Source organism: Bradyrhizobium sp. CCBAU 51765, assembly GCF_015291725.1.
In the GTDB taxonomy this organism is placed as follows: domain Bacteria; phylum Pseudomonadota; class Alphaproteobacteria; order Rhizobiales; family Xanthobacteraceae; genus Bradyrhizobium; species Bradyrhizobium liaoningense.
Genome location: NZ_CP030038.1, coordinates 7,912,853 through 7,932,194, shown reverse-complemented (window position 1 = coordinate 7,932,194; position 19,342 = coordinate 7,912,853). Strand labels below are relative to the sequence as shown.

Here is a 19,342-nt window from a genome sequence, read left to right as displayed (position 1 = left end):
ATCGCATGTGAGGTGTGAGGCACCGACTGCTTCGACAGCGTCATGGCCGGGCTTTTCCCAACCATCCACGCGTTTCCACGCAGCACAAGAACGTGGATGCCCGGGACAAGCCCGGGATGACGACCTCTGCAAAATGTGCACATGCGATGGCCCTGCCTTGCGGGGGAGGGTCTCACATTTCGCTGCGCTCCATGTGAGCCGACCCTCCCCCTCCAGGGCAGGGTTTGCCATCTCACCCAGCTCTCGTCGCCGACGCGCATGGCGTCGGTGGTGATCATGGCGACGAGCCGCGCTTTATGTCGGTCCGGCTTGGTGCGTGCGCGCCGCGACACGTCCGCTGCCGCCGCGATGTCGACGGTGGTGGCCTCGAAGCCGCGCTCCAGGAACAGGGTCATCGCCGCGCGGCTCGGCCGCTCGCGGGTCACCGCCGCTTGCGCTGGCGCAGGCCGGTTGCGGACGGAGATTTCTCCCCTGCGGACAATGACTTGACGCCTTTGCCGGCGAGCTTCGAAGCCTTCAAATCGTTTCACCTCTTGCAAACTTGCACTCAGTGCACATTTAGACCGGTCGCGGGCCTCTTCCATCCCTGAAAGCCGCGGAGACATGGCATGACCGACTGGACCACGGCAGGCATTCCCTCACTCAGCGGCAAGACCGTCGTCGTGACGGGAGCGACGGGCGGCCTCGGTTACGAGACGGCGATGGCGCTCGCGGGCGCCGGTGCCGTCGTCATACTCACCGGACGCAATGACGCAAAGGGCCTGCGGGCGATCGAAGGCATTTGCGAGCGGTTTCCCGACGCCCTGATCGCCTATGAGCATCTCGACCTCGCAAGCCTTGCCTCCATCGCCAATTTCGTCGGGCGCTTTGCCGCCGACAACGAACGGCTCGATCTCCTCGTCAACAATGCCGGCGTGATGGCACTGCCGAAGCGGCAGCAGACGGAGGATGGTTTCGAGATGCAGCTCGGCACCAACTATCTCGGTCACTACGCCCTGACGGCGCGGCTGTTGCCGCAGCTTCGCCGTGCCAAGGCGCCCCGCATCGTCAATCTCTCGAGCCTTGCCCACCGCTCCGGTGCGATCAATTTCGACGATCTGCACAGCAGGCGTTCCTATCGTCCCTGGCGCGCCTACCGCCAATCCAAGCTGGCGATGCTGATGTTTGCGCTGGAGCTGCAGCGTCGCAGCCTTGCCGCCGGCTGGGGCCTGACGAGCGTTGCCGCCCATCCCGGCTACGCGCGGACCGACCTCCTCGCCAACGGGCCGGGCACCGACACGGTCCAGGGGCGGCTTGACCGACTGTTACGGCCGTTGATCAGCCAGTCCGCAGCCGAAGGCGCGCTGCCCACGCTGTTTGCGGCGACCTCTCCGGACGCCGAGCCCGGCAGCTATTACGGTCCAAACGGGTTCTACGAGTTGAAGGGACCACCCGGGCCGGCGAGCATCATGCCGCAGGCGAAGGACCTCGCTGCCGCGGCCATGCTGTGGGATGCCTCGGCAGCACTGACAGGCGTATCCTTCGACGAGATCGCGGCCGCCGCATGAGTCGCGAGGCCGCTGGAGACATTCCGATGAAGGTCATCATCTTCGGCGCGACCGGCATGGTGGGGCAGGGCGTTTTGCGCGAATGCCTGATTGATCCCGATATCGACCGCGTGCTCGTGGTCGGGCGCAGCCCGACAGGCGTGCGCGAGGCCAAGCTCATCGAGATCATCCACGAGGATTTTCTGAATTATTCAGCGATCGAAGCCCAGCTCACCGGATACGACGCCTGCTTCTTCTGCCTCGGCGTCTCCTCAATCGGCATGAGCGAGGAGCGCTACCGCCACCTCACCCATGATCTCACGCTCGCGGCCGCGACGACGCTGGCGCGGCTCAATCCCCAGATGGTCTTCACCTATGTCACCGGCGCCGGCACCGATTCCACCGAGCAGGGCTCGCGGATGTGGGCGCGGGTCAAGGGCAAGACCGAGAACGACCTGCTCAAGCTGCCGTTCAAAGCCGCCTACATGTTCCGGCCCGGCGCGATCCAGCCCCTGCACGGCGCCCGGTCCAAGACCCCCTGGGTGCAGGCTGTCTATGCCGTGAGCGGGCCGCTCTGGTCGGTGCTGCGCCGGATCTCGCCGCGGCTCGTGACCTCGACCGAGCAGATCGGCCGCGCCATGATCCGCGTGGCCCGGGAGGGGTATCCGCGCAGGGTGCTTGAGATGGAGGATATCAATAGCCTCTGACCTGCCGGCCGGTTAGTTTGCGCGGAAATTTAGGGACCCTCACGCGTTGAGCCCATACCCCTCCAATGGAGAAGCGTCGGAAATGTCGCCCCAGCTCAAACTGATCGCGCTCGACGCCGACGACCTCGCCGTGATCTCGACCCATGTCCAGGACGCCCGAGTCCAGACCTCCGACATCATCTGGCGGCAGGGCGAGAAGCGGCTCGTGGTCGGAATGAGCCGGCTGGACTGGGAGCAGACATTGGAGGGCGAAGCCGAACCGCGCCGGCTGGTCGCCGCGCTCCGTTTCGACCGTGTGCTCGCCTGCAAGTCGCGCAACATCGATCTCGCCGCGCCGGACAAGGTGCTGGACCTCGTCGGCATTGAATTTCACTCCCAGGACGGGCGCCATGAGGAGCCCGGCGGCAGCGCCCTGCTTCTGTTCGCCCAGGGCGGCGCCATCCGCCTCGATGTCGAGTGCCTGGAATGCGAACTGACCGACCTCGGGGACGACGCACTGGGAACGGGGATCGAGGGGGAGGGGTGAAGTGGCCGGTATACCAGTCGAATGGGCTGAGGCCCTCGCCGGAACGGCATCTGCCGAGGGTTGACGCAGCTTCCCCGCCGCGCCATTGAGCAGGGGACCCGGTGCGCCGATCCGCCCCCAAAATACCAGCCAGAAGCCAAGCGAAACATGCCCGTTCGCCTCGACCGCAGCAGCGCCGATTTTGACCAGCGATTCGCCGCCTTCCTCGCCGCCAAGCGCGAGGCTTCGGCCGATGTCGAGGCCGCCGCGCGCGCGATCGTCGACGACGTGGCCAGGCGTGGCGATGCCGCCCTGCTCGAAGCCACGGCCAAGTTCGACCGGCTCACGCTGGATGCATCCTCCTTGCGCGTCTCCGCTGCCGAGATCGAGGCCGCTGAGAAGGCCTGCGATGGCGCGACGCTGGATGCGCTCAAGCTCGCGCGGGACCGCATCGAGACCTATCACCGCCGTCAGCTTCCAAAGGACGAGCGCTTCACCGACCCGCTCGGCGTCGAGCTCGGCTGGCGCTACACCGCGATCGAATCCGCCGGCCTCTACGTGCCCGGCGGCACCGCGGCGTATCCGTCCTCGGTGCTGATGAACGCGGTGCCCGCGAAAGTCGCCGGCGTTTCGCGCCTCGTGATGGTGGTGCCTTCGCCGGACGGCAAGCTCAATCCGCTGGTGCTGGCGGCCGCGCATCTCGGCGGCGTCACCGAGATCTACCGTGTCGGCGGCGCGCAGGCCGTCGCCGCGCTCGCGCACGGCACCGCGACGATCGCGCCGGTCGCAAAGATCGTCGGCCCCGGCAACGCCTATGTCGCCGCCGCCAAGCGGCTGGTGTTCGGCAAGGTCGGTATCGACATGATCGCCGGTCCCTCGGAGGTGCTGGTGATTGCCGACGACACCGGCAATGCCGACTGGATCGCCGCCGACCTGCTGGCGCAGGCCGAGCACGATGCCAGCGCGCAGTCGATCCTGATCACGGACTCGGCACGCCTTGCCGCCGACGTCGAAAAGGCGGTCGAGGCGCAGTTGAAGACGCTGCCGCGCGCGGCGATTGCAGGCAGCTCCTGGGCCGATTTCGGCGCCATCATCATGGTGAAGAACCTTGCCGAGGCGATCCCGCTCGCCGATGCCATCGCTGCCGAGCATCTCGAGATCATGACCACCGATCCGGAGGCGCTCGCCGAAAAGATCCGTAACGCCGGCGCGGTGTTCCTGGGACCCCATACGCCCGAGGCGATCGGCGATTATGTCGGCGGCTCCAATCACGTGCTGCCGACGGCGCGCTCGGCGCGATTTTCCTCCGGGCTCTCGGTGCACGACTTCATCAAGCGCACCTCGATCCTGAAATGCGGACCCGATCAATTGCGTGCGCTGGGTCCGGCCGCGATGACGCTGGGCAAGGCGGAGGGGCTGGATGCCCATTCGCGTTCGATTGGATTGCGCCTCAATCTGTCATGACAAAGCCGCCCGAACAGGACGACTCAACCAATCGCATCGTCGCGGTCACGCTCGACGAGGACTCGATCGGCCGTTCCGGGCCCGACATCGAGCATGAGCGGGCGATCGCGATCTATGATCTGATCGAACAGAATCTGTTCGCGCCCGAGGGCGCGGAGGGCAAGGGCCCGTTCACGCTGCATATCGGCATCACCGGCAACCGATTGATGTTCGACATCCGCCGCGAGGACGGCTCGCCTGTCGTCGCGCATCTGTTGTCGCTGACGCCGTTCCGGCGGATCGTGAAGGACTATTTCATGATCTGCGACAGCTACTACCAGGCGATCCGCACCGCGACCCCCGACAAGATCGAGGCCATCGACATGGGCCGCCGCGGCATTCATGACGAGGGATCGCGCACGCTCCAGGAGCGACTGAAGGGCAAGGTGCGGGTCGACTTCGAGACCTCGCGCCGCCTGTTTACGCTCATTACTGTCCTTCATTGGAAAGGCTAAACGCGGATGGCTGCGCCCCCACGCGCACGCGATCCGCAATCGGTGCTGTTCGCCTGCGCAATGAACAGCGTGCGCTCGCCGATGGCCGAGAGCCTGTTGCTGCACATGTTTCCGCAGGGCCTCTATGTGAAGTCGGCCGGCACCAGGAAGGGTGAGCTCGATCCGTTCGCAGTGTCCGTGATGGCCGAGCTCGGCCAGGACATCTCGGCTCACAAGCCGCAGACCTTCGAGGAGCTGGAGGACTGGGAGGGGCTGAATTTTGACCTCATCATCACGCTCTCGCCCGAGGCGCATCACAAGGCGCTGGAGCTGACGCGGACACTCGCGGCCGAGGTCGAGTACTGGCCGACGCAGGATCCCACCACCATCGAAGGCAGCCGCGACCAGAAGCTCGCCGCCTATCGCGAGGTCTGCGATCAGCTCTTGATGCGTATCCGCCGGCGCTTCGCCAAGTCGGGCGCGGCCTCAGGGTGATCTCGTGCCCCCCGCGCAGCGCAGCGTGCAACGATGCGCTGCGGAGCCGAGGGCCCGTCTCATGCCGCGCCGGGTCCGGGGCCTTCCGTAACACCCGCGTCACAGAGCGCAGGCACAGGCATGTCGGACACCTCGAATCACCAAACCCCCGGTTCCCGGGTTGTGAAATCAGCCCCCTTCCGATAGGTTCCGCGCGCAATTCACCCCTCTGCTTCATCCCGCAAATCACCTGATGCTCGGCCGCCCCAAATTCGTACTTGCCTCCGGCTCGCCGCGCCGCCTGTCGCTGCTCAACCAGGCCGGCATCGAGCCCGACGCGCTCCGGCCGGCCGATGTCGACGAGACGCCGAAGCGGGGCGAGCTGCCGCGTGCCTGCGCCAACCGCCTCGCCCGGGCCAAGGCCGATGCGGCGCTGAAATCGGTGCAGCTGGACGACGAGCTGCGCGGCGCCTTCATCCTCGCCGCGGACACTGTGGTGGCGGTCGGTCGGCGCATCCTGCCCAAGGCCAATCTGGTCGATGAAGCCGCGCAATGCCTGCGGCTGCTGTCGGGCCGCAACCACCGCGTCTACACCGCGATCTGCCTCGTCACGCCGCGCGAGGCGTTCCGCCAGCGCCTGGTCGAGACCCGCGTGCGCTTCAAGCGTCTGTCGGAGGAGGACATCCAGGCCTATATCGGTTCAGGCGAATGGCGCGGCAAAGCCGGCGGCTACGCCGTGCAGGGCATCGCCGGCTCCTTCGTGGTGAAGATGGTGGGCTCCTACACCAACGTCGTCGGCCTGCCGCTGTACGAGACCACGACGCTGCTCGGCGGCGAAGGTTTTCCGATCCGCTTCGGCTGGCTCAACACCACCACCGTGTGAGCCGAAGGCGGCGGCCCGAACAAAACCGCGAAAACAACCCCATGCACAGTAGAGGGGGCCGCCACGGCTCCCTGCGCCGCCGCCCCGGGAACCCGTTTGTCGACAGGCGCTTGAAGCCGTTCACCTCGTGTAAGCTGCCGACCTCATGAATGACCAAGTCGAAAAGCCCGCCGGCCCGCGGAAGGCCTGCCCGATTTGCGGCAAGCCGCAGTCGGAAAAGACCCGCCCGTTTTGCTCGTCCCGCTGCCGCGACGTCGATCTGAACCGCTGGCTGAAGGGCTCCTATGTCATCCCCGGCCGTGATGACGACGTCGACGACGTAGAATAGACGAATAATTCCAATCGCTTGCAGACCAAATCGGCCAGTCGCAACCGGGCCACCCCACCTTGTGCACAGCCGGGCCGCGCCCGGCGAAGCCTCTTGGCGAAGCCGGGTGGACAGGCCGCCCCGAGCCCACTATAAACCGCCCGCTCGATGGGCTTTGGCCCCTCTCTTGGAGCACGCCCAGGTAGCTCAGTTGGTAGAGCATGCGACTGAAAATCGCAGTGTCGGTGGTTCGATTCCGCCCCTGGGCACCATTTCCCTGACATCCCCGAGATGTGGCTTCCCCCGAGCCACGACCCTCGTTCGCTATACGTGGCCCGCGGCCGCTGATATGATCCTTGGACGGTAAACGGCAGCTCGCCACCAACTCTTCTGCGATGCCGGCCTTCTGATCGGACCTCGATCCCGCTCGCGCCCTTTCGCATTGCCTCGACAACAACGCTGAACAAATTCGTCAACGGCTGCCGCGTCCCCGCTCACATTGGGAGATGTGCCATGGCTGCATCGGACTGGCGTCTCGAAGGGGAATGGATGAAGAACTGCACCTGCGCGTTTGGCTGTCCCTGCGATTTCAATGCGCGGCCGACCCAAGGCTATTGCAAGGGATTGGTCGCCATGCGGATCGCCAAGGGACATTTCGAAGGGACCAGGCTCGATGGTCTCTGCTTTGCGATCACGGTCGATTTCCCTGGCCCGCTGCATGAGGGCAACGGGACAATCCAGCCCATCATCGACGAACGCGCCACGGCGGAGCAACGTCAGGCGTTGTTCGATATCTTCTCCGGCAAGCATTCGGCCGAAGGCACGCTTTTCCACATCGTCAGCATGATCGTTACCAAGATCCACGATCCGGTGTTCGCGCCGTTCGAGTTTTCCTTCGACAAGGACGGACGCGTCGCAAGTCTCGTCGCCAGGGGCGTGCTTGAGACCGATGTTGAGCCGATCAAGAATCCGGTGACCGGTGATCCGCACCGCATCCAGGTGGTCATGCCCGAGGGGTTCGAACATCGGGCGGCCGAGGTCGCATCCGCCAACATCCGCTCCACCGGCGCGATCCCGTTCGAGACCCGCGGTACGCACAGCTCGCTCGCCAATGTCGTGCAGACGCCTGACGGCGTTGCGGCATGATGCGGCGCTGACACCGGCACAAGATCTCGGTGTCAGCTCCTCATCGCTACGGACAAGTCGATGCACGGACGTGCGATACTGGAACATCTGCTCCACCGCGATCGCTTGATCGTCGCGATCGGGACCGCCGCCGTGGCGGCGCTCGCCTGGGCCTATCTCGCGGGCGGCGCCGGCATGGACACCGACATGATGGCCGAGATGCCGGACATGGCCCCGATGCCGTGGACGCTGCGCTCTGCCGTGCTGCTGTTTGCGATGTGGTGGGTGATGATGATCGCGATGATGGCGCCGAGCGCGGGGCCCACGGTCCTCTTGTATGCGACGATCAGGCACAAGGACGAGACTGCCTCCCGCGCGGCAATCGATGCCTGGATCTTTCTCGCCGGGTACCTCGTGACATGGGCTGGGTTCAGTCTCGCTGCCGTCCTGGCACAATGGGCACTTGAACGCCTTGGCCTCCTGTCGATGGCGATGGCAAGCACCAGCGCGGTTCTGGGCGGCGGCATCTTGCTAGCCGCGGGGCTTTACCAGTTCACGCCGCTCAAGCGCGCCTGCCTGCGGTACTGCGAGAGCCCGCTGTTGTTTCTCAGCCGGCATTGGCGGCCCGGCACGCACGGGGCATTCCGCATGGGGCTGCGCCACGGCAGCTACTGCGTCGGCTGCTGTTGGTTTCTGATGGCCTTGCTGTTTGTCGGCGGCGTGATGAACCTGGTCTGGATCATCGGCCTCATGCTCTATGTCGCCGGCGAGAAGCTGCTGCCGTTCGGCCGAAGATTGAGCTATGCGGCAGGTGCGATCCTCATCCTGTCCGGGGCGATCGTTATTGCGCGCGCGGTGTGAGGCCCGATACCGCGAGCGCTGCTGAAGCGCGATGAGACGGGGATGTATCGTCGTCGCGCTCTGGATGCTTGTTTGAGGATGATCCTTTCGGAAAATTGCTGCGCACTTTCTCTGGATCATGCTCCAAGATACTGCACCCTTGCAGAAGGGCGTCGCCGCGCCCTGAAACGCATCAGCTTTGACGGGCAAATATCAACTGCCCCACGTCGATCTTTCCGGCCCTGAACCCCGCCTCGCAGTAGCACAGATAATATTCCCACAGCCGGCGGAAGGGCTCGTCGAACCCGAGCGAGGTCAGGTCGCTCCATGCCCTGCCGAAGTTCTCGCGCCAGAGTGCGATCGTCTTCGCATAGTCCTGTCCAAACACGCGCTCGCGAATGACAGGCACCTCGAAGCGTTCGCCGAGCGAGCGCAGGATGTTCGTCGAGGGGAGCATCCCTCCCGGAAAGATGTACCTCTGGATGAAGTCCACGCGCTGCCGATAGCTGTCAAAGAGCTCGTCGCGGACAGTGATGGCCTGGATGCCTGCTAGACCGCCCGGCTTGAGCCGCCGGTTCAGCTGATTGAAGTAGGCTGGCCAGAATTGCTCGCCGACGGCCTCGATCATCTCGATTGAGACGATGCGGTCGAAATGACCTTCCTGGTCGCGATAATCCTGCAACCGGACCTGGACCTTTTCGGCGAGCCCGGCTTCGTGGATTCGTCGACGGGCAAATTCGTGCTGCTCCTTGCTGATGGTCAGGGCCACCACGCTCGCGCCGTAAGTCTTCGCGGCAAACTCGGCAAAGCCGCCCCAACCGCACCCGATCTCGAGCACGCTCTGACCGGGCTGCAATTCGATGGCTTTCGCCAGTTGTTCGTATTTGTGATGTTGAGCAGCGGGCAGGTCGGCTGTCTCGGCCGGGAACAGAGCCGACGAGTAGGTCATGCTCGAATCGAGCCACGCAGCGAAGAACTCGTTTCCGAGATCGTAATGCGAATGGATGTTGTGCCTCGACCCCTGTCTTGTGTTCCGGCGCAGTCGATGAAGCACCCGCCGGCAGAACCGGACCAGCATGTTCCCGGCAAAGGCACTGTCGACCAGCTCTTCGTTGAGACAGAACACGTAGAGAAGCTGGGTGAGATCGGGCGTGGTCCAATCGCCTCGAATGTAAGCCTCGGCCATGCCGATGTCGCCACCCATGACGAGGCTGCGCGCGAACCGGTAATTGTTGAGTTCTATCGTGGCCGACGGACCCGGAAGCCGACCGCGCAACGCGACGGTTCTCTGGTCGGGAAGGCGCACATGAACCGTGCCGTACCTGATCTGCGATGCAAGGCGCAGTGCCAGTCGGGCAAGGAATGGGACACCATCGAATTGAGCGGCCTGACGCGTGGCTGCGAGGTCCATGGTTCAAATCTCGCGTTGTTTCAAACGGCGCACGTACGGAGCACCTTTCAGCCAAAGCCGCATCGCTTCCCAGTGGATGGCTGCGATCACCTTGAAAGTCAGGAAGGGCAGACCGAACAGCGTCGCCAATAGCGAGGGGCTGGTCAGAGGGTGGCGCCGTCCGCGGAACGCTGCCGCAAACATCGCGCCCTGCTCGCTTGCCTGCAGGATTCTGACCTTCACATCTTGCTCGGGCGGAGAAATGCTGAAGCGGTAATGCGTCTCCATCTCCATGAAAGGTGAAACGTAAAACTCCTTCGCCTGGCTTTGTCGTATTGTACAGCCTGGTCGCGCATCTTGCACGGGCAGGATGTAGGAATGCATCTCTCCGAAGGTGTTGCGGACCTCGTAGATCGTCAGCTCGAGATCGCCGGACGCGCCATAGCAGAAATAGACTGAAAGCGGGTTGAACGCGTAGCCCAGAACCCGGGGATAACAGAGAAGGAGAATGCGGCCTCCAGAGAGATCGATGCCGCGCTCCGCTGCCAGTCCTCGGACGTACCGGCCGAGGCACGGGCCCTTGCCTTCACCGTGATCGCGCTCGTGGAAGCTGAAGAGTGCTGCTCGATTGACGCCAAACAGCCTGGACTGACGGTCTGCTTCGTTCAACCGGTCGAGATCGATCAGCAGGCTCATCACGCGATAGCTGAACCTGTGCTGCACGGGCCGCCATCGCGCGTGCATCACTTTTCCGCAGTAGAGCGCGGCGGGCGCTATCGCATTCTCCGCTCTCGCCGGGTTCGTTCGGACCATCGTGCTACTCGGCTGCTTGGACCAGCAAGGGGGCCGACTGACGCCATGGAACTTCGCCGCCGAGCGCCTCGGCAACGGAGATGCCTGACTGTAAGCCATCCTCGTGAAAGCCGTAGCCGGTCCAGGCGCCGCAGAACCACGTCCGGCGGCGCCCCTGAATTGCCGGGAGCCGTCGCTGTGCCGCGAACGCTGCCAGGTCGTATTGCGGATGGGCGAAGCTGAATTTTCCAAACGTCAGATGGGCCGCCGGCTCGAAGGGCGGGTTGAGACTGACGAACAATGGCCTGCTTTCGTCTATGCCCTGCAGTCGGTTCATCCAATAGGTCACCGCGACGTCGCTCTGGACGGGTGTTTGTCGTGGCCATTGCAGGAAGTTCCAGGATGCCCATGCCTGGCGGCGCTTGGGCATGAGATTGCGATCACGGTGCAGATAGACGGTGTTCGGGGCATACCTGATCGCGCCGAGAATGGACCGCTCCTGGGCGTCGGCATCCGGCAGCGCCGCCAAGGTCTGATCGCTGTGGCAGGCCATCACAACGCCGTCGTAAGTCTCCACACCGCCATGACTGTCGCGGACCGTCACGCCATGCTCCGCTCTGTTGACCGACGTCACGGCGCAGCCTAGCCGAATGTTGTCCTTGAACATAGCGGTGAGCTTGTCGACATAGCGCCGGCTGCCACCCTCTACGGTACGCCAGCGCGGCCGGTCCAGGTGCAGCAGCCGGTGGTTGTCGAAGAAGGCGACAAAGTTTTCCGCAGGAAAGGACAGAATGTCGGCCGACGAGGACGACCAGATGGCCGCCCCCATCGGTCCGAGATAATCGGAGAATAAGCGAGGCCCGAACGATTCCTTGCGCATATACTCGCCCAGCGTCAGGTTGTGCAGCCGGCCGGCGCGCAAGTCCGCCGCGCTCTGCCTGTTGAATCGCAGGACCTCAGCCAGCATGCGAAGATAGGATGGCGATGAGAGGTTGCGCGGTTGTGCAAACAGGCCGCAAACAGTCTGCAGAAAGGTCTCGCCGCCACCCCGCCATTCGAACCGGCCATGATCGGCGGACATGGCGAAGCTCATGCACGTCTCGACGGTCCTCGCGCCCAGCCGCTCGAACAGTGCCGTCAATTGCGGATAATTCGCCTCGTTGAACACGATGAAGCCGACATCGACGTCAACGGCCTCGCCATCGTAGTCGACGCGAACGGTGTGGCTATGTCCGCCCGGGCGCAGCTCGCGCTCGTACACCGTCACCGCATGGCGTTTCGACAGGAGCCACGCGGCGGCATTGCCGGCAATTCCCGTCCCGATCACGGCCAAACGCATCCTCTGTCGCCCCCACTGGATACCGTCACTACGGTACTTGAAACGGTCGCTGTGCAAGGAAACGTTCGGCGAGATGGCGCGGATCACCCTGCGGATCATCGGCCGACCCGCGGCCGAACGCGAAACCGGCTCGTGCAGCGGACGTATCGAGGAGAGGTTAATTCTGGTGACGCATGGTTTTTGTGCATGTTCAGGCCATAGTCGGCATTGCGCTGGCCCTTTGCCTCTTGATGGGACTGGCCTGGGTCGTTCAGCAGCGCACGGGAAACTCCGGATGGGTCGATGCGATCTGGTCCTACGCGACCGGCCTCGTCGGCGCGGTCGCCGCCCTGTGGCCCCTCGACGCTGGCACGCCGTCACGCCGAGTGCTCGTCGCAGGGCTCGCGTTGCTTTGGTCGGTGCGACTTGGAACGCACATTGCGCGCCGCGCCGCGGCGGGCATCGACGATCCGCGCTACGCGAACTATGCGCGGCAGTGGGGGGCGGCGGCCCCTCGCCGGATGTTCCTGTTCCTGCAATCGCAGGCGCTGGTCTCGGTGCCGCTGCCGTTCGCCATCTTCCTCGCAGCCCACGCCCCCGAGCCTGGATTGCGGCCGCAGGACTATGCCGGAGTCGTCATCATTCTGGTGGCTGTCGCTGGTGAAGCATTGGCGGACCAGCAATTGCGCCGGTTCAAGCTCTCCTCGTCCAATGCCAGTCTCGTCTGCGATGTCGGACTTTGGCGATGGTCGCGTCATCCAAACTATTTCTTCGAATGGCTGGGGTGGCTGGCTTACCCCGTCATCGCGCTCTCGCCCGGATACGCCTGGGGGTGGGCCAGCCTGGCGGCGCCGGCGATCATGTACTGGATACTCGTGCATGTGACGGGGATACCCCCGCTCGAGGAGCAGATGCTGCAATCGCGCGGCGACCGCTATCGGGAGTATCAGGCACGTACCAGTGCATTCTTCCCGTGGCCGCCGAAACACGCACATTGATGGCCGGTGGTTGTTGACTGCACGCAAGCGGGCGCGTGTGTGCGGATATGATCCGGCGTGGCTCGCCGGTCGTTAATCCGGTGCCGGGTTCGACAAGCCGGGCAGATGCAATCGGACGGGAACGCGGACATGAATCTTCTCTTCACCTATCTTTCGGTGGCCTTGACCTTCGTTGCAATCGACATGGTCTGGCTCAAGATCATGGTCGAACGGCTTTACCGGCCGGTGCTGGGCGACATGTTGCGCGGCGAGCCCAATCTGGCGGCCGCTGCAGCATTTTACTTGCTGTATCCCATCGGTTTGATCTGGTTCGCGGTGCTGCCCGCGCAGCAAGACGGGAGTGCGCTACGCGCTTTCACGTCCGGCCTGATGCTCGGCTGCTTCAGCTATGCGACCTATGATCTCACCAATCAGGCGACCCTTCGGAATTGGTCGACCGGGCTGACACTTGCGGACGTTTGCTGGGGATCGTTTCTCGCCGGTGTCAGTGCCTGGATCGGATTCATCGTCGCTCGAAAACTGGTACACTGAGCCGAGAACAAGCGTGCCAGGCTGAGTTAGATATCTCTTCGCCGTCCGATCAGGTCGAACGTCTCCCTGGTTTCCGCGATCCTGCCGGACAAGGATCGGAATGCGCTTTGAGCCTGCAGCTTCGTATCTTCGTCGAGCAAGAGGCTCGCGAGGTCGACGAGTTGATCGCTCATGCGCTCCATGGCGGCAAGCAGCTGATCGAGGCAGGCTCCGGGATCGTCGGCTCCGACACGTTCGACATCGATCGACAGCGCTTCGAGCCGTGCGATCGAAGAGACGAGCCGGTCCCCGCACTCTTGCTTGGGAAACGCGATGATCTCTGCGGTCATGCGTGGTCTCCGGCTTCAGGCCGCCGCCGATGCCGCAATGCAATCCTTGCGCACCGCCAGAATGGTTCGATGTAGCCAGGTCTTGATGGTCCCGACCGGCACACCGAAGCGCCGTGACAGGCTGGCGCGGCTCTCGCCTTCGAGATAAGCGAGAGCCAACAGCCTGCGGCGATCTTCCGGTAAACGAGCCAATGCTCCGCGCGCAATCGGTTCGGCACTGGCGTAGTCGAAATCCTCGATCGAAGACGGGCCGGCTCCTGCCGGAACCAAAAGCGCTTCGTCCAGTTCGTAGGTTGGCTGCCTTCTGGCTCGGTGATGATCAATTGCGGCATTCCGGACAACCGCGGACATCCAGGCCATCGCCGGGGCGCGTCCGGCATCGAACCGGTCAGCGTTGCGCCAGATCTTCAGAAAGGTTTCCTGGAGGATATCGTCGACGTCGTGAGGCGAGGCTCCAACGGCCAGCGCTATCCTGCGCAGCCGATCTCGTGTCAGCGTATGGAGCTCTGCGAAGGCACGTGTCTCGCCTGCGGAAACGCGCGCCAATAGCTCAGGCAGCCTCTCGCTCGGCACCTGACTCGCCAGGCTTGAACCGGCCATGTCCGTGTCTCCCTTGCGTTTGTTTCGAAACGCTCCGGGCGCATGTCTGGATCACCCCCGGGAGAAGGACTTGAGAAAATCAAAGTCGTACGAACGGCCCGATCAGTCGGCCGAGAAAGCCGTTCATGCGCAGGCCGCCGGTCATTGCGACCAGGCAGACACACGGGCCTTCGTCGCCGACGACGGGACGATGCTCGATCTCATCATCACCGTAATCAAAATCACCAGGACCAAAGCGTCCGCCCTCGTGACTGAAGCTGCCCTCGAGGACGAGGGTCAGTTCGGTGCCGGTGTGCGTGTGTTCAAGCATGCGCGAGCCTGGTGCGGACCGAAGCAGAAAGGCGCGCGCCTTGCCCGAACCGGAAAGCTCGATTGGCCGCATGCTCAGGCCCGGCGCGATGCGCCGGCGCTTGCCGATGCGATATTTTCGCAGTGCCGGCGGAAGATCATGGTCGGTGGCGGACGCGAGGGGGGGCGCCGCTTCATCTTCCGGAGAGTTGTCAATTCGCGACATCACACGGTCGAACGCATCCGGCGCGATCGGCACCGGCTCGAAATCCTCTAGCGTTGCTCCCGCAAGCTGCTCTATGGCTTGCACAAAGCGGGCGCACCGCGTGCAACCTGCCACATGCACTCCTACAACCAGCTGATGAGCCTCTTCCAGCTTGCCGGCCGCGAAATCGGCCAGAAGATCTTCGGGCGGATGGTGGCTGATCGTCATGCTTCTTCGTCCAATATGTCTCTCAACCGGTTCATCGCCAGCCTGATCCGCGACTTGACCGTTCCGAGCGGAATACCGAGCAGGCTCGCGATTTCAGGGTGCGTCCTCTCCTCGATGAACGACAGCCTCACCACCATGGATTGCTCTGTCGAGAGCTGCTTGATGGCCGCCTCGATCCGTGCGGCGTCTTGCACTCGCGAAATGGCGGCATCGGCCGGTTCGGCCGGATCCGGTGCATCGGGCAGCTCGGAATCGGCCCGCAGACGGTCTGCCCGCGCTCTGCGACGGAATAAATCGATCCGCAGATTGCGCGCGATCGTGAATATCCAGGCCGCTGCGCCCGCTGTCGCAGGATCGAAAAGGCTCGCCTTCCGCCACACCGCAATCATGGCGTTCTGGGCGATCTCTTCCGCCTCGTCGGAGCTGCAACCGGCTCTCTGCATCAGCCCCTTGATACGGGGCGCGAAATGCTCGAATAGCCGCTTGAAAGCGGCCCGGTCACCGTGAGAGGCAACGCGTCCGATCAAATCAGCCCAGTCCACCTTTGCCTTCGGCCCTTTGCTCGCACCAATGAAAAGCCGCACCTTACCCCTCCGGGGCACGCCAGCTTCAGCCCGGATTGGCACATCTATAGCCCGGATAGCAGCGATCATAGCGCCTCGACAAGCGATCTCCGTGGCTGAGAACGAGCGGGAACAGGCCCCAGATCACCGTGAAATGCTCAATTGCTGGTTCCGATTGGTTCCGATGCGCATGCCCTGCCACCCGCCCATCCTGGCACTCCGCTTGCTCAGTCAGGAGCCAAGCCAAGGTCTCGGCGAGAGGCCGTTTCAGGTTGAGGCAAGTGATGCAGAAAATGTCCCGTTCTGGTGCTCCCGGTGAACTCCGGCTCGATGCATTGATCGCCGATTTGTGGTGGCGCGTTCGGCTCCTGAACACCGACATCCTCGAGGAGGAAGCTCGGGCCAGGGTGTTCGACGTGAACCAGCCGACCTATCCGCTGCTCGCGCTCAACCTGCGCACACGACGCGATAACCTGGTGTCGACGATCGGCGTGCTCGAGCAGCGCGCGAAATCAATGTCGGAAGCAGCTTGAGAGCAGTATCGGGGCCGGCGGCCGCGCCACGGGCCGTCGGCGCACGGGATGCAACGAGCATCGTCGCATGGCTCGAATGCCTCCGGCGCTTGTCGGGGCACGAGTTGAATTCACGCCGCGCCTGGCTGTGATATTGCTGGCCTCTGCAATCCCGCGAGGCCTCCATGCTCCCCATTCCCGCCGATATCTTCACCGAGCCCGAGGACGTCTCGCCCGACGGCCTTGCCAATCTCGGCCCGCTGCGGCGGCTCGCCGGCACCTGGCAGGCGGACAAGGGCATCGACATCAATCCGAAGGCGGAAGGGCCGGAGCGGCGAACCTTCATCGAGCGCATCCGCATGGACCCGATCGATCCGCAGGCCAACGGGCCGCAGCTGCTGTACGGCCTGCGCTATCACATCCACATCAACACGCCCGAGGAAGACATCACCTTCCACGACCAGGTCGGCTATTGGCTGTGGGAGCCCGCAACCGGGTTGATCATGCAGACTCTGGCGATCCCGCGCGGGCAGGTGCTGCTGGCGTCGGGCAAGGCCGGGCCGGATGACAGGACAATCACGGTCACGGCCAAACGCGGCGACACCGCTTACGGAATCTGCTCGACCGACTTCCTGGAACAGGCGTTCCGTACCGATGCCTACCGCTGCGACATCACCTTCAACGATGACGGCAGCTGGACCTATCTGATCCAGACCGAGTTGTTCGTGCGCGGCGCGCCGTTCAATCATCGCGACACCAACACGCTCCAGCTCGTCGCGCCGCCAAAGCTCAATCCGCTGGCGGCGATCGTCAACGATCGCGCCAAGGAAAATGCAGCAGCCGGCGGTGGATCCGCGGCCTGAGCGCTACCCGGAGAATTGCATGAAGCCGTATGTCATCTGTCTGATGCACTCCAGCCTGGACGGCCGCACGCATCCGAGCCGCTGGCGTCCGAAGGGGGCAGGCACGGATTGGTTCGAGAAGATCCATGACGAACTCGGCGGCGATGCCTGGGTGATCGGCCGCGTCACCGGGGCGGAGTTCGCCAAGGGCAAGCCCTATCCCGCGACGGACGCGACATTCCCGCGCGAAAGCTGGTTTGCTTCGCGCGATGCGAAGACCTATGGCGTGGTGCTCGATGCACAGGGCAAGATCGGCTGGGGACGCTCGGACATCGGCGGCGACCCGATCGTCGTCGTGCTGACCGAGCGTGTGCCGGATTCGCATCTCGCCGGCCTTCGTGGCGAGGGCGTGTCCTACATCTTTGCCGGCAAGTCCGAGATCGACCTTGGGCTGACGCTGGACATCCTCGCCCGCGAGCTGGGCGTGAAGCGTCTGCTGGTGGAGGGCGGCGGCGTCGCCAACGGCGCGTTCCTGCGCGCCGGTCTCATCGACGAGTTCAACCTGATCCTCAGCCCCGCAATCGACGGCGCAAGGGGCGCCCCCTTCGTGTTCGACTCGACAGAGGCGGACAGCGACCGGCGTGCACCGATCACCGCGATGACTCTGGAGAGCACGCGCGAGCTCGGCGGCGGCGTCCTGCTGCTGCGATATCTGATCAAGAACGACCCTCGCGCAGTGAGCCGGTAAGCGCGGCATGTCCGATCCATCCGAGCACATCGTCATTGTCGGTGCCGGTGCGGCCGGCCTGATGGCGGCGCGCGAATTGGCGCGTGCCGGCCGGAAGGTGACGATCCTGGAGGCACGCCAGCGCTGTGGCGGCCGCATTCATCCGCTGCCGGCCTCGGAGTTCGGCTATCGCGCCGATGGCGGCGCTGAATTCGTTCATGGCGAGGCGCCGGTCACGCGCGCACTCCTGCGCGACGCCGGGCTGTCCCTTCAGGAGATCGAAGGCGAGCAGTGGAGCTTTGACGGGACGAGGCTCGCGCGCGAGGATCGCCGCGATCTCCATGAGGCAGAGCTTCGAGCCACGCTGCGGGGCCTGAAGGACGATCTTGTGGTCGCCGATTTCCTGCGCCGGCATTTTGCCGGGGACGACTATGCGCCGATGCGCCGTTCGATCGAACGGATGGTCGAGGGCTATGATGCGGCCGACCCCGAGCGCGCGTCCACGCTGGCATTGCGCGCGGAATGGATGGATGGCGGACATGCTCCGCTGGCGCGGATCGACGGCGGATACGGTGCCATGATCGATGTGCTGGCGGCCGACTGCCGCAGGCACGGCGCGACCATCCGCCTCGGCTGTGTCGTGTCGGCCCTCGCGGAGGAGGGCGGCGCGGTGACCGTTCGCTGCGCCGGCGGTGATGTGCACGCCTGCGATCGCGTGATCCTCACCGTGCCGCTGCCCCTGCTGCGCGAGATCGCGCTGCCGGCGGAGGCGCGCGCGAAGCTTGCCGCTGCCGACGACATCGGCTTCGGCAATGTCATCAAGATCCTGCTGCGCTTCGCTCGGCCATGGTGGCGCGAGCGCAAGGAAAATCTCGCGGACATGACCTTCCTCTTGTCCGACCAGGCGATCCCGGTGTGGTGGACGCGCCATCCGGACCAGCAGCCCGTGTTCACGGGCTGGTTCGGCGGCCCGCGCACGGCGGAGCTGGAAAGCCTCGATCCGCAAGGACTGATCGATGCCGGGCTCGGCTCGCTCGCCGCCGTGTTCGGCCTGCCGCGCGATGATATCGCGCGCGAGCTCGTGGCGGCGGCTGCGATCAACTGGGCGCATGATCGATTCGCGCGCGGCGCCTATTCCTGGGCGACGCCGCGGACGCGGGAGGCACAGGCGATCCTCGCACGTGCCGACGGGCGCGTGCTGTTTTCGGGTGAAGCGCTCTATCGCGGCCGCGATATGGGCACAGTCGAGGCGGCGCTGGCGAGCGGGTTGGAGACGGCGGAGAGAATCTTGCAGGGATAACGGAAAAGGCCCGCATCTCTGCGGGCCTTTTGTCTTACCAGCGTCCGCCGCCGAAGCTGAACGTCACGCCGGGACCGCCGCCGTAATAGCCATACGGTCCGCCGCCGTAATAGCCGTGGTGCCGCGGATAGTAGCCGTAGCTTCTGTAATGGGGCCGGTAGTGGCCGTGATGATGCCGCCAGTGATGATGGTGACCGTGCCAGCGATGGTGCCTGCGGTGCGCGCTGATGTCGGTGGACCGGCTTTCCTGCGCGGTCTGTTTGGCGCCCACGCTTCCTGCCGCGTTGGCCGCCGATCCGCCGGCGAACGCCGCAGCACCGAGGGCGATCGCGGCAATGAGATACTTCATGTCATCACTCCAGTTGAATGTCGTGTGACAACACATGGGTGCTGGCTGCGTTCCAGCCAATGCGGG

General features: G+C 64.3%; 24 protein-coding genes, 1 tRNA gene and 1 pseudogene. 17 read left to right on the top strand and 9 right to left on the bottom strand.

The features are described from left to right. Window positions 1-317: 317 nt before the first annotated feature. A pseudogene (locus tag XH96_RS40010) lies at window positions 318-481 on the bottom strand (TetR family transcriptional regulator); the annotation flags it as partial. Window positions 482-608: 127 nt separating this feature from the next. Between XH96_RS40010 and XH96_RS36755 the strand changes: the two are divergent. From XH96_RS36755 to XH96_RS36705, 11 genes are all read left to right on the top strand, one after another. Beyond that, a complete protein-coding gene (locus tag XH96_RS36755; RefSeq protein ID WP_194390147.1) occupies window positions 609-1,547 on the top strand; it encodes an SDR family oxidoreductase in 939 nt (312 codons plus the stop codon). 26 nt (window positions 1,548-1,573) lie between these two features. Next, window positions 1,574-2,233 (top strand): epimerase, encoded by a 660-nt coding sequence (locus tag XH96_RS36750; protein ID WP_194390146.1) that lies wholly within the window; start codon window positions 1,574-1,576, stop codon window positions 2,231-2,233. Window positions 2,234-2,315: 82 nt separating this feature from the next. Further along, window positions 2,316-2,759: a DUF2948 family protein gene (locus tag XH96_RS36745; RefSeq protein ID WP_028176540.1), complete on the top strand. Its 444-nt coding sequence runs from the start codon at window positions 2,316-2,318 to the stop codon at window positions 2,757-2,759. 147 nt (window positions 2,760-2,906) lie between these two features. Further along, window positions 2,907-4,202 (top strand): histidinol dehydrogenase, encoded by a 1,296-nt coding sequence (gene hisD, locus XH96_RS36740; RefSeq protein ID WP_194390145.1) that lies wholly within the window; start codon window positions 2,907-2,909, stop codon window positions 4,200-4,202. Beyond that, window positions 4,199-4,696, top strand: coding sequence for a UPF0262 family protein (locus tag XH96_RS36735; protein WP_194390144.1), 498 nt, complete (start codon window positions 4,199-4,201; stop codon window positions 4,694-4,696). The genes hisD and XH96_RS36735 overlap by 4 nt, the downstream gene beginning before the upstream one ends. 6 nt (window positions 4,697-4,702) lie before the next feature. Beyond that, complete coding sequence (locus XH96_RS36730) at window positions 4,703-5,170, top strand: low molecular weight phosphatase family protein (RefSeq protein WP_194390143.1); 468 nt, start codon at window positions 4,703-4,705, stop codon at window positions 5,168-5,170. 232 nt (window positions 5,171-5,402) lie between these two features. Further along, window positions 5,403-6,032, top strand: coding sequence for a Maf-like protein (locus XH96_RS36725; protein ID WP_194390142.1), 630 nt, complete (start codon window positions 5,403-5,405; stop codon window positions 6,030-6,032). Window positions 6,033-6,177: 145 nt separating this feature from the next. Continuing rightward, entirely contained in the window at window positions 6,178-6,360 is a 183-nt protein-coding gene (yacG, locus tag XH96_RS36720) for a DNA gyrase inhibitor YacG (RefSeq protein WP_194390141.1), read from the top strand. A 175-nt stretch (window positions 6,361-6,535) separates the two neighbouring features. Continuing rightward, window positions 6,536-6,611: transfer RNA gene (locus XH96_RS36715), tRNA-Phe, on the top strand. Window positions 6,612-6,852: 241 nt separating this feature from the next. Beyond that, window positions 6,853-7,485 carry a DUF1326 domain-containing protein gene (locus tag XH96_RS36710; RefSeq protein WP_194390140.1) on the top strand — a complete coding sequence of 211 codons (633 nt, stop codon included), beginning with the start codon at window positions 6,853-6,855 and terminating at the stop codon, window positions 7,483-7,485. 60 nt (window positions 7,486-7,545) lie between these two features. Next, window positions 7,546-8,325, top strand: a complete 780-nt coding sequence (locus XH96_RS36705; RefSeq protein ID WP_194390139.1) for a DUF2182 domain-containing protein — start codon at window positions 7,546-7,548, stop codon at window positions 8,323-8,325. 172 nt (window positions 8,326-8,497) lie between these two features. Here the strand turns inward: XH96_RS36705 and XH96_RS36700 are convergent, their stop codons facing one another. The 3 genes from XH96_RS36700 to XH96_RS36690 are packed head-to-tail and all read right to left on the bottom strand — an operon-like array spanning window position 8,498 to window position 11,825. Continuing rightward, window positions 8,498-9,715, bottom strand: a complete 1,218-nt coding sequence (locus tag XH96_RS36700; RefSeq protein ID WP_124159433.1) for a cyclopropane-fatty-acyl-phospholipid synthase family protein — start codon at window positions 9,713-9,715, stop codon at window positions 8,498-8,500. Between the two features lie 3 nt (window positions 9,716-9,718). Beyond that, the gene (locus XH96_RS36695) at window positions 9,719-10,507 is read right to left on the bottom strand and encodes a DUF1365 domain-containing protein (protein WP_194390138.1); all 789 of its coding nucleotides are present in this window, start codon (window positions 10,505-10,507) and stop codon (window positions 9,719-9,721) included. A gap of 4 nt (window positions 10,508-10,511) precedes the next feature. Then, entirely contained in the window at window positions 10,512-11,825 is a 1,314-nt protein-coding gene (locus XH96_RS36690; RefSeq protein WP_194394399.1) for an NAD(P)/FAD-dependent oxidoreductase, read from the bottom strand. A 173-nt stretch (window positions 11,826-11,998) separates the two neighbouring features. On the opposite strand from XH96_RS36690, the gene XH96_RS36685 reads away from it, so the two are divergent. Next, entirely contained in the window at window positions 11,999-12,802 is an 804-nt protein-coding gene (locus XH96_RS36685) for a DUF1295 domain-containing protein (protein WP_194390137.1), read from the top strand. 129 nt (window positions 12,803-12,931) lie between these two features. Further along, window positions 12,932-13,333, top strand: coding sequence for a DUF2177 family protein (locus tag XH96_RS36680; RefSeq protein WP_124159430.1), 402 nt, complete (start codon window positions 12,932-12,934; stop codon window positions 13,331-13,333). A gap of 26 nt (window positions 13,334-13,359) precedes the next feature. Here the strand turns inward: XH96_RS36680 and XH96_RS36675 are convergent, their stop codons facing one another. From XH96_RS36675 to XH96_RS36660, 4 genes are all read right to left on the bottom strand, one after another. Further along, window positions 13,360-13,662 (bottom strand): hypothetical protein, encoded by a 303-nt coding sequence (locus tag XH96_RS36675; RefSeq protein WP_194390136.1) that lies wholly within the window; start codon window positions 13,660-13,662, stop codon window positions 13,360-13,362. A gap of 15 nt (window positions 13,663-13,677) precedes the next feature. Beyond that, window positions 13,678-14,262 (bottom strand): RNA polymerase sigma factor, encoded by a 585-nt coding sequence (locus tag XH96_RS36670; RefSeq protein ID WP_194390135.1) that lies wholly within the window; start codon window positions 14,260-14,262, stop codon window positions 13,678-13,680. Window positions 14,263-14,341: 79 nt separating this feature from the next. Beyond that, window positions 14,342-14,983, bottom strand: coding sequence for a ChrR family anti-sigma-E factor (locus tag XH96_RS36665; protein WP_194390134.1), 642 nt, complete (start codon window positions 14,981-14,983; stop codon window positions 14,342-14,344). Further along, window positions 14,980-15,525 carry a sigma-70 family RNA polymerase sigma factor gene (locus tag XH96_RS36660; RefSeq protein WP_124159487.1) on the bottom strand — a complete coding sequence of 182 codons (546 nt, stop codon included), beginning with the start codon at window positions 15,523-15,525 and terminating at the stop codon, window positions 14,980-14,982. The genes XH96_RS36665 and XH96_RS36660 overlap by 4 nt, the downstream gene beginning before the upstream one ends. 305 nt (window positions 15,526-15,830) lie before the next feature. Here XH96_RS36660 and XH96_RS36655 point away from each other — a divergent pair, with 305 nt between their 5' ends. From XH96_RS36655 to XH96_RS36640, 4 genes are all read left to right on the top strand, one after another. After that, complete coding sequence (locus tag XH96_RS36655) at window positions 15,831-16,079, top strand: hypothetical protein (protein WP_194394398.1); 249 nt, start codon at window positions 15,831-15,833, stop codon at window positions 16,077-16,079. 164 nt (window positions 16,080-16,243) lie between these two features. Further along, a complete protein-coding gene (locus XH96_RS36650; protein WP_194390133.1) occupies window positions 16,244-16,921 on the top strand; it encodes an FABP family protein in 678 nt (225 codons plus the stop codon). Window positions 16,922-16,940: 19 nt separating this feature from the next. Continuing rightward, entirely contained in the window at window positions 16,941-17,648 is a 708-nt protein-coding gene (locus XH96_RS36645) for a dihydrofolate reductase family protein (protein ID WP_194390132.1), read from the top strand. A 7-nt stretch (window positions 17,649-17,655) separates the two neighbouring features. Beyond that, window positions 17,656-18,927, top strand: a complete 1,272-nt coding sequence (locus tag XH96_RS36640; protein WP_194390131.1) for an NAD(P)/FAD-dependent oxidoreductase — start codon at window positions 17,656-17,658, stop codon at window positions 18,925-18,927. A gap of 34 nt (window positions 18,928-18,961) precedes the next feature. Here XH96_RS36640 and XH96_RS36635 read toward each other — a convergent pair whose 3' ends face one another. After that, entirely contained in the window at window positions 18,962-19,276 is a 315-nt protein-coding gene (locus XH96_RS36635; protein WP_194390130.1) for a hypothetical protein, read from the bottom strand. Between the last annotated feature and the right edge of the window lie 66 nt (window positions 19,277-19,342).

Coding starts and splice junctions, on each gene's coding strand:
- XH96_RS36735 (WP_194390144.1), top strand. CDS start 4,199: ATGACAAAGCCGCCCGAACAGGACGACTCAACCAATCGCATCGTCGCG.
- XH96_RS36670 (WP_194390135.1), bottom strand. CDS start 14,262: ATGGCCGGTTCAAGCCTGGCGAGTCAGGTGCCGAGCGAGAGGCTGCCT.
- XH96_RS36725 (WP_194390142.1), top strand. CDS start 5,403: ATGCTCGGCCGCCCCAAATTCGTACTTGCCTCCGGCTCGCCGCGCCGC.
- XH96_RS36680 (WP_124159430.1), top strand. CDS start 12,932: ATGAATCTTCTCTTCACCTATCTTTCGGTGGCCTTGACCTTCGTTGCA.
- XH96_RS36645 (WP_194390132.1), top strand. CDS start 16,941: ATGAAGCCGTATGTCATCTGTCTGATGCACTCCAGCCTGGACGGCCGC.
- XH96_RS36635 (WP_194390130.1), bottom strand. CDS start 19,276: ATGAAGTATCTCATTGCCGCGATCGCCCTCGGTGCTGCGGCGTTCGCC.
- XH96_RS36745 (WP_028176540.1), top strand. CDS start 2,316: ATGTCGCCCCAGCTCAAACTGATCGCGCTCGACGCCGACGACCTCGCC.
- XH96_RS36640 (WP_194390131.1), top strand. CDS start 17,656: ATGTCCGATCCATCCGAGCACATCGTCATTGTCGGTGCCGGTGCGGCC.
- XH96_RS36650 (WP_194390133.1), top strand. CDS start 16,244: ATGCTCCCCATTCCCGCCGATATCTTCACCGAGCCCGAGGACGTCTCG.
- XH96_RS36705 (WP_194390139.1), top strand. CDS start 7,546: ATGCACGGACGTGCGATACTGGAACATCTGCTCCACCGCGATCGCTTG.
- XH96_RS36700 (WP_124159433.1), bottom strand. CDS start 9,715: ATGGACCTCGCAGCCACGCGTCAGGCCGCTCAATTCGATGGTGTCCCA.
- XH96_RS36730 (WP_194390143.1), top strand. CDS start 4,703: ATGGCTGCGCCCCCACGCGCACGCGATCCGCAATCGGTGCTGTTCGCC.
- XH96_RS36690 (WP_194394399.1), bottom strand. CDS start 11,825: ATGCGTTTGGCCGTGATCGGGACGGGAATTGCCGGCAATGCCGCCGCG.
- hisD (WP_194390145.1), top strand. CDS start 2,907: ATGCCCGTTCGCCTCGACCGCAGCAGCGCCGATTTTGACCAGCGATTC.
- XH96_RS36685 (WP_194390137.1), top strand. CDS start 11,999: ATGGTTTTTGTGCATGTTCAGGCCATAGTCGGCATTGCGCTGGCCCTT.
- XH96_RS36710 (WP_194390140.1), top strand. CDS start 6,853: ATGGCTGCATCGGACTGGCGTCTCGAAGGGGAATGGATGAAGAACTGC.
- XH96_RS36665 (WP_194390134.1), bottom strand. CDS start 14,983: ATGACGATCAGCCACCATCCGCCCGAAGATCTTCTGGCCGATTTCGCG.
- XH96_RS36675 (WP_194390136.1), bottom strand. CDS start 13,662: ATGACCGCAGAGATCATCGCGTTTCCCAAGCAAGAGTGCGGGGACCGG.
- XH96_RS36695 (WP_194390138.1), bottom strand. CDS start 10,507: ATGGTCCGAACGAACCCGGCGAGAGCGGAGAATGCGATAGCGCCCGCC.
- XH96_RS36750 (WP_194390146.1), top strand. CDS start 1,574: ATGAAGGTCATCATCTTCGGCGCGACCGGCATGGTGGGGCAGGGCGTT.
- XH96_RS36655 (WP_194394398.1), top strand. CDS start 15,831: ATGCAGAAAATGTCCCGTTCTGGTGCTCCCGGTGAACTCCGGCTCGAT.
- XH96_RS36755 (WP_194390147.1), top strand. CDS start 609: ATGACCGACTGGACCACGGCAGGCATTCCCTCACTCAGCGGCAAGACC.
- yacG (WP_194390141.1), top strand. CDS start 6,178: ATGAATGACCAAGTCGAAAAGCCCGCCGGCCCGCGGAAGGCCTGCCCG.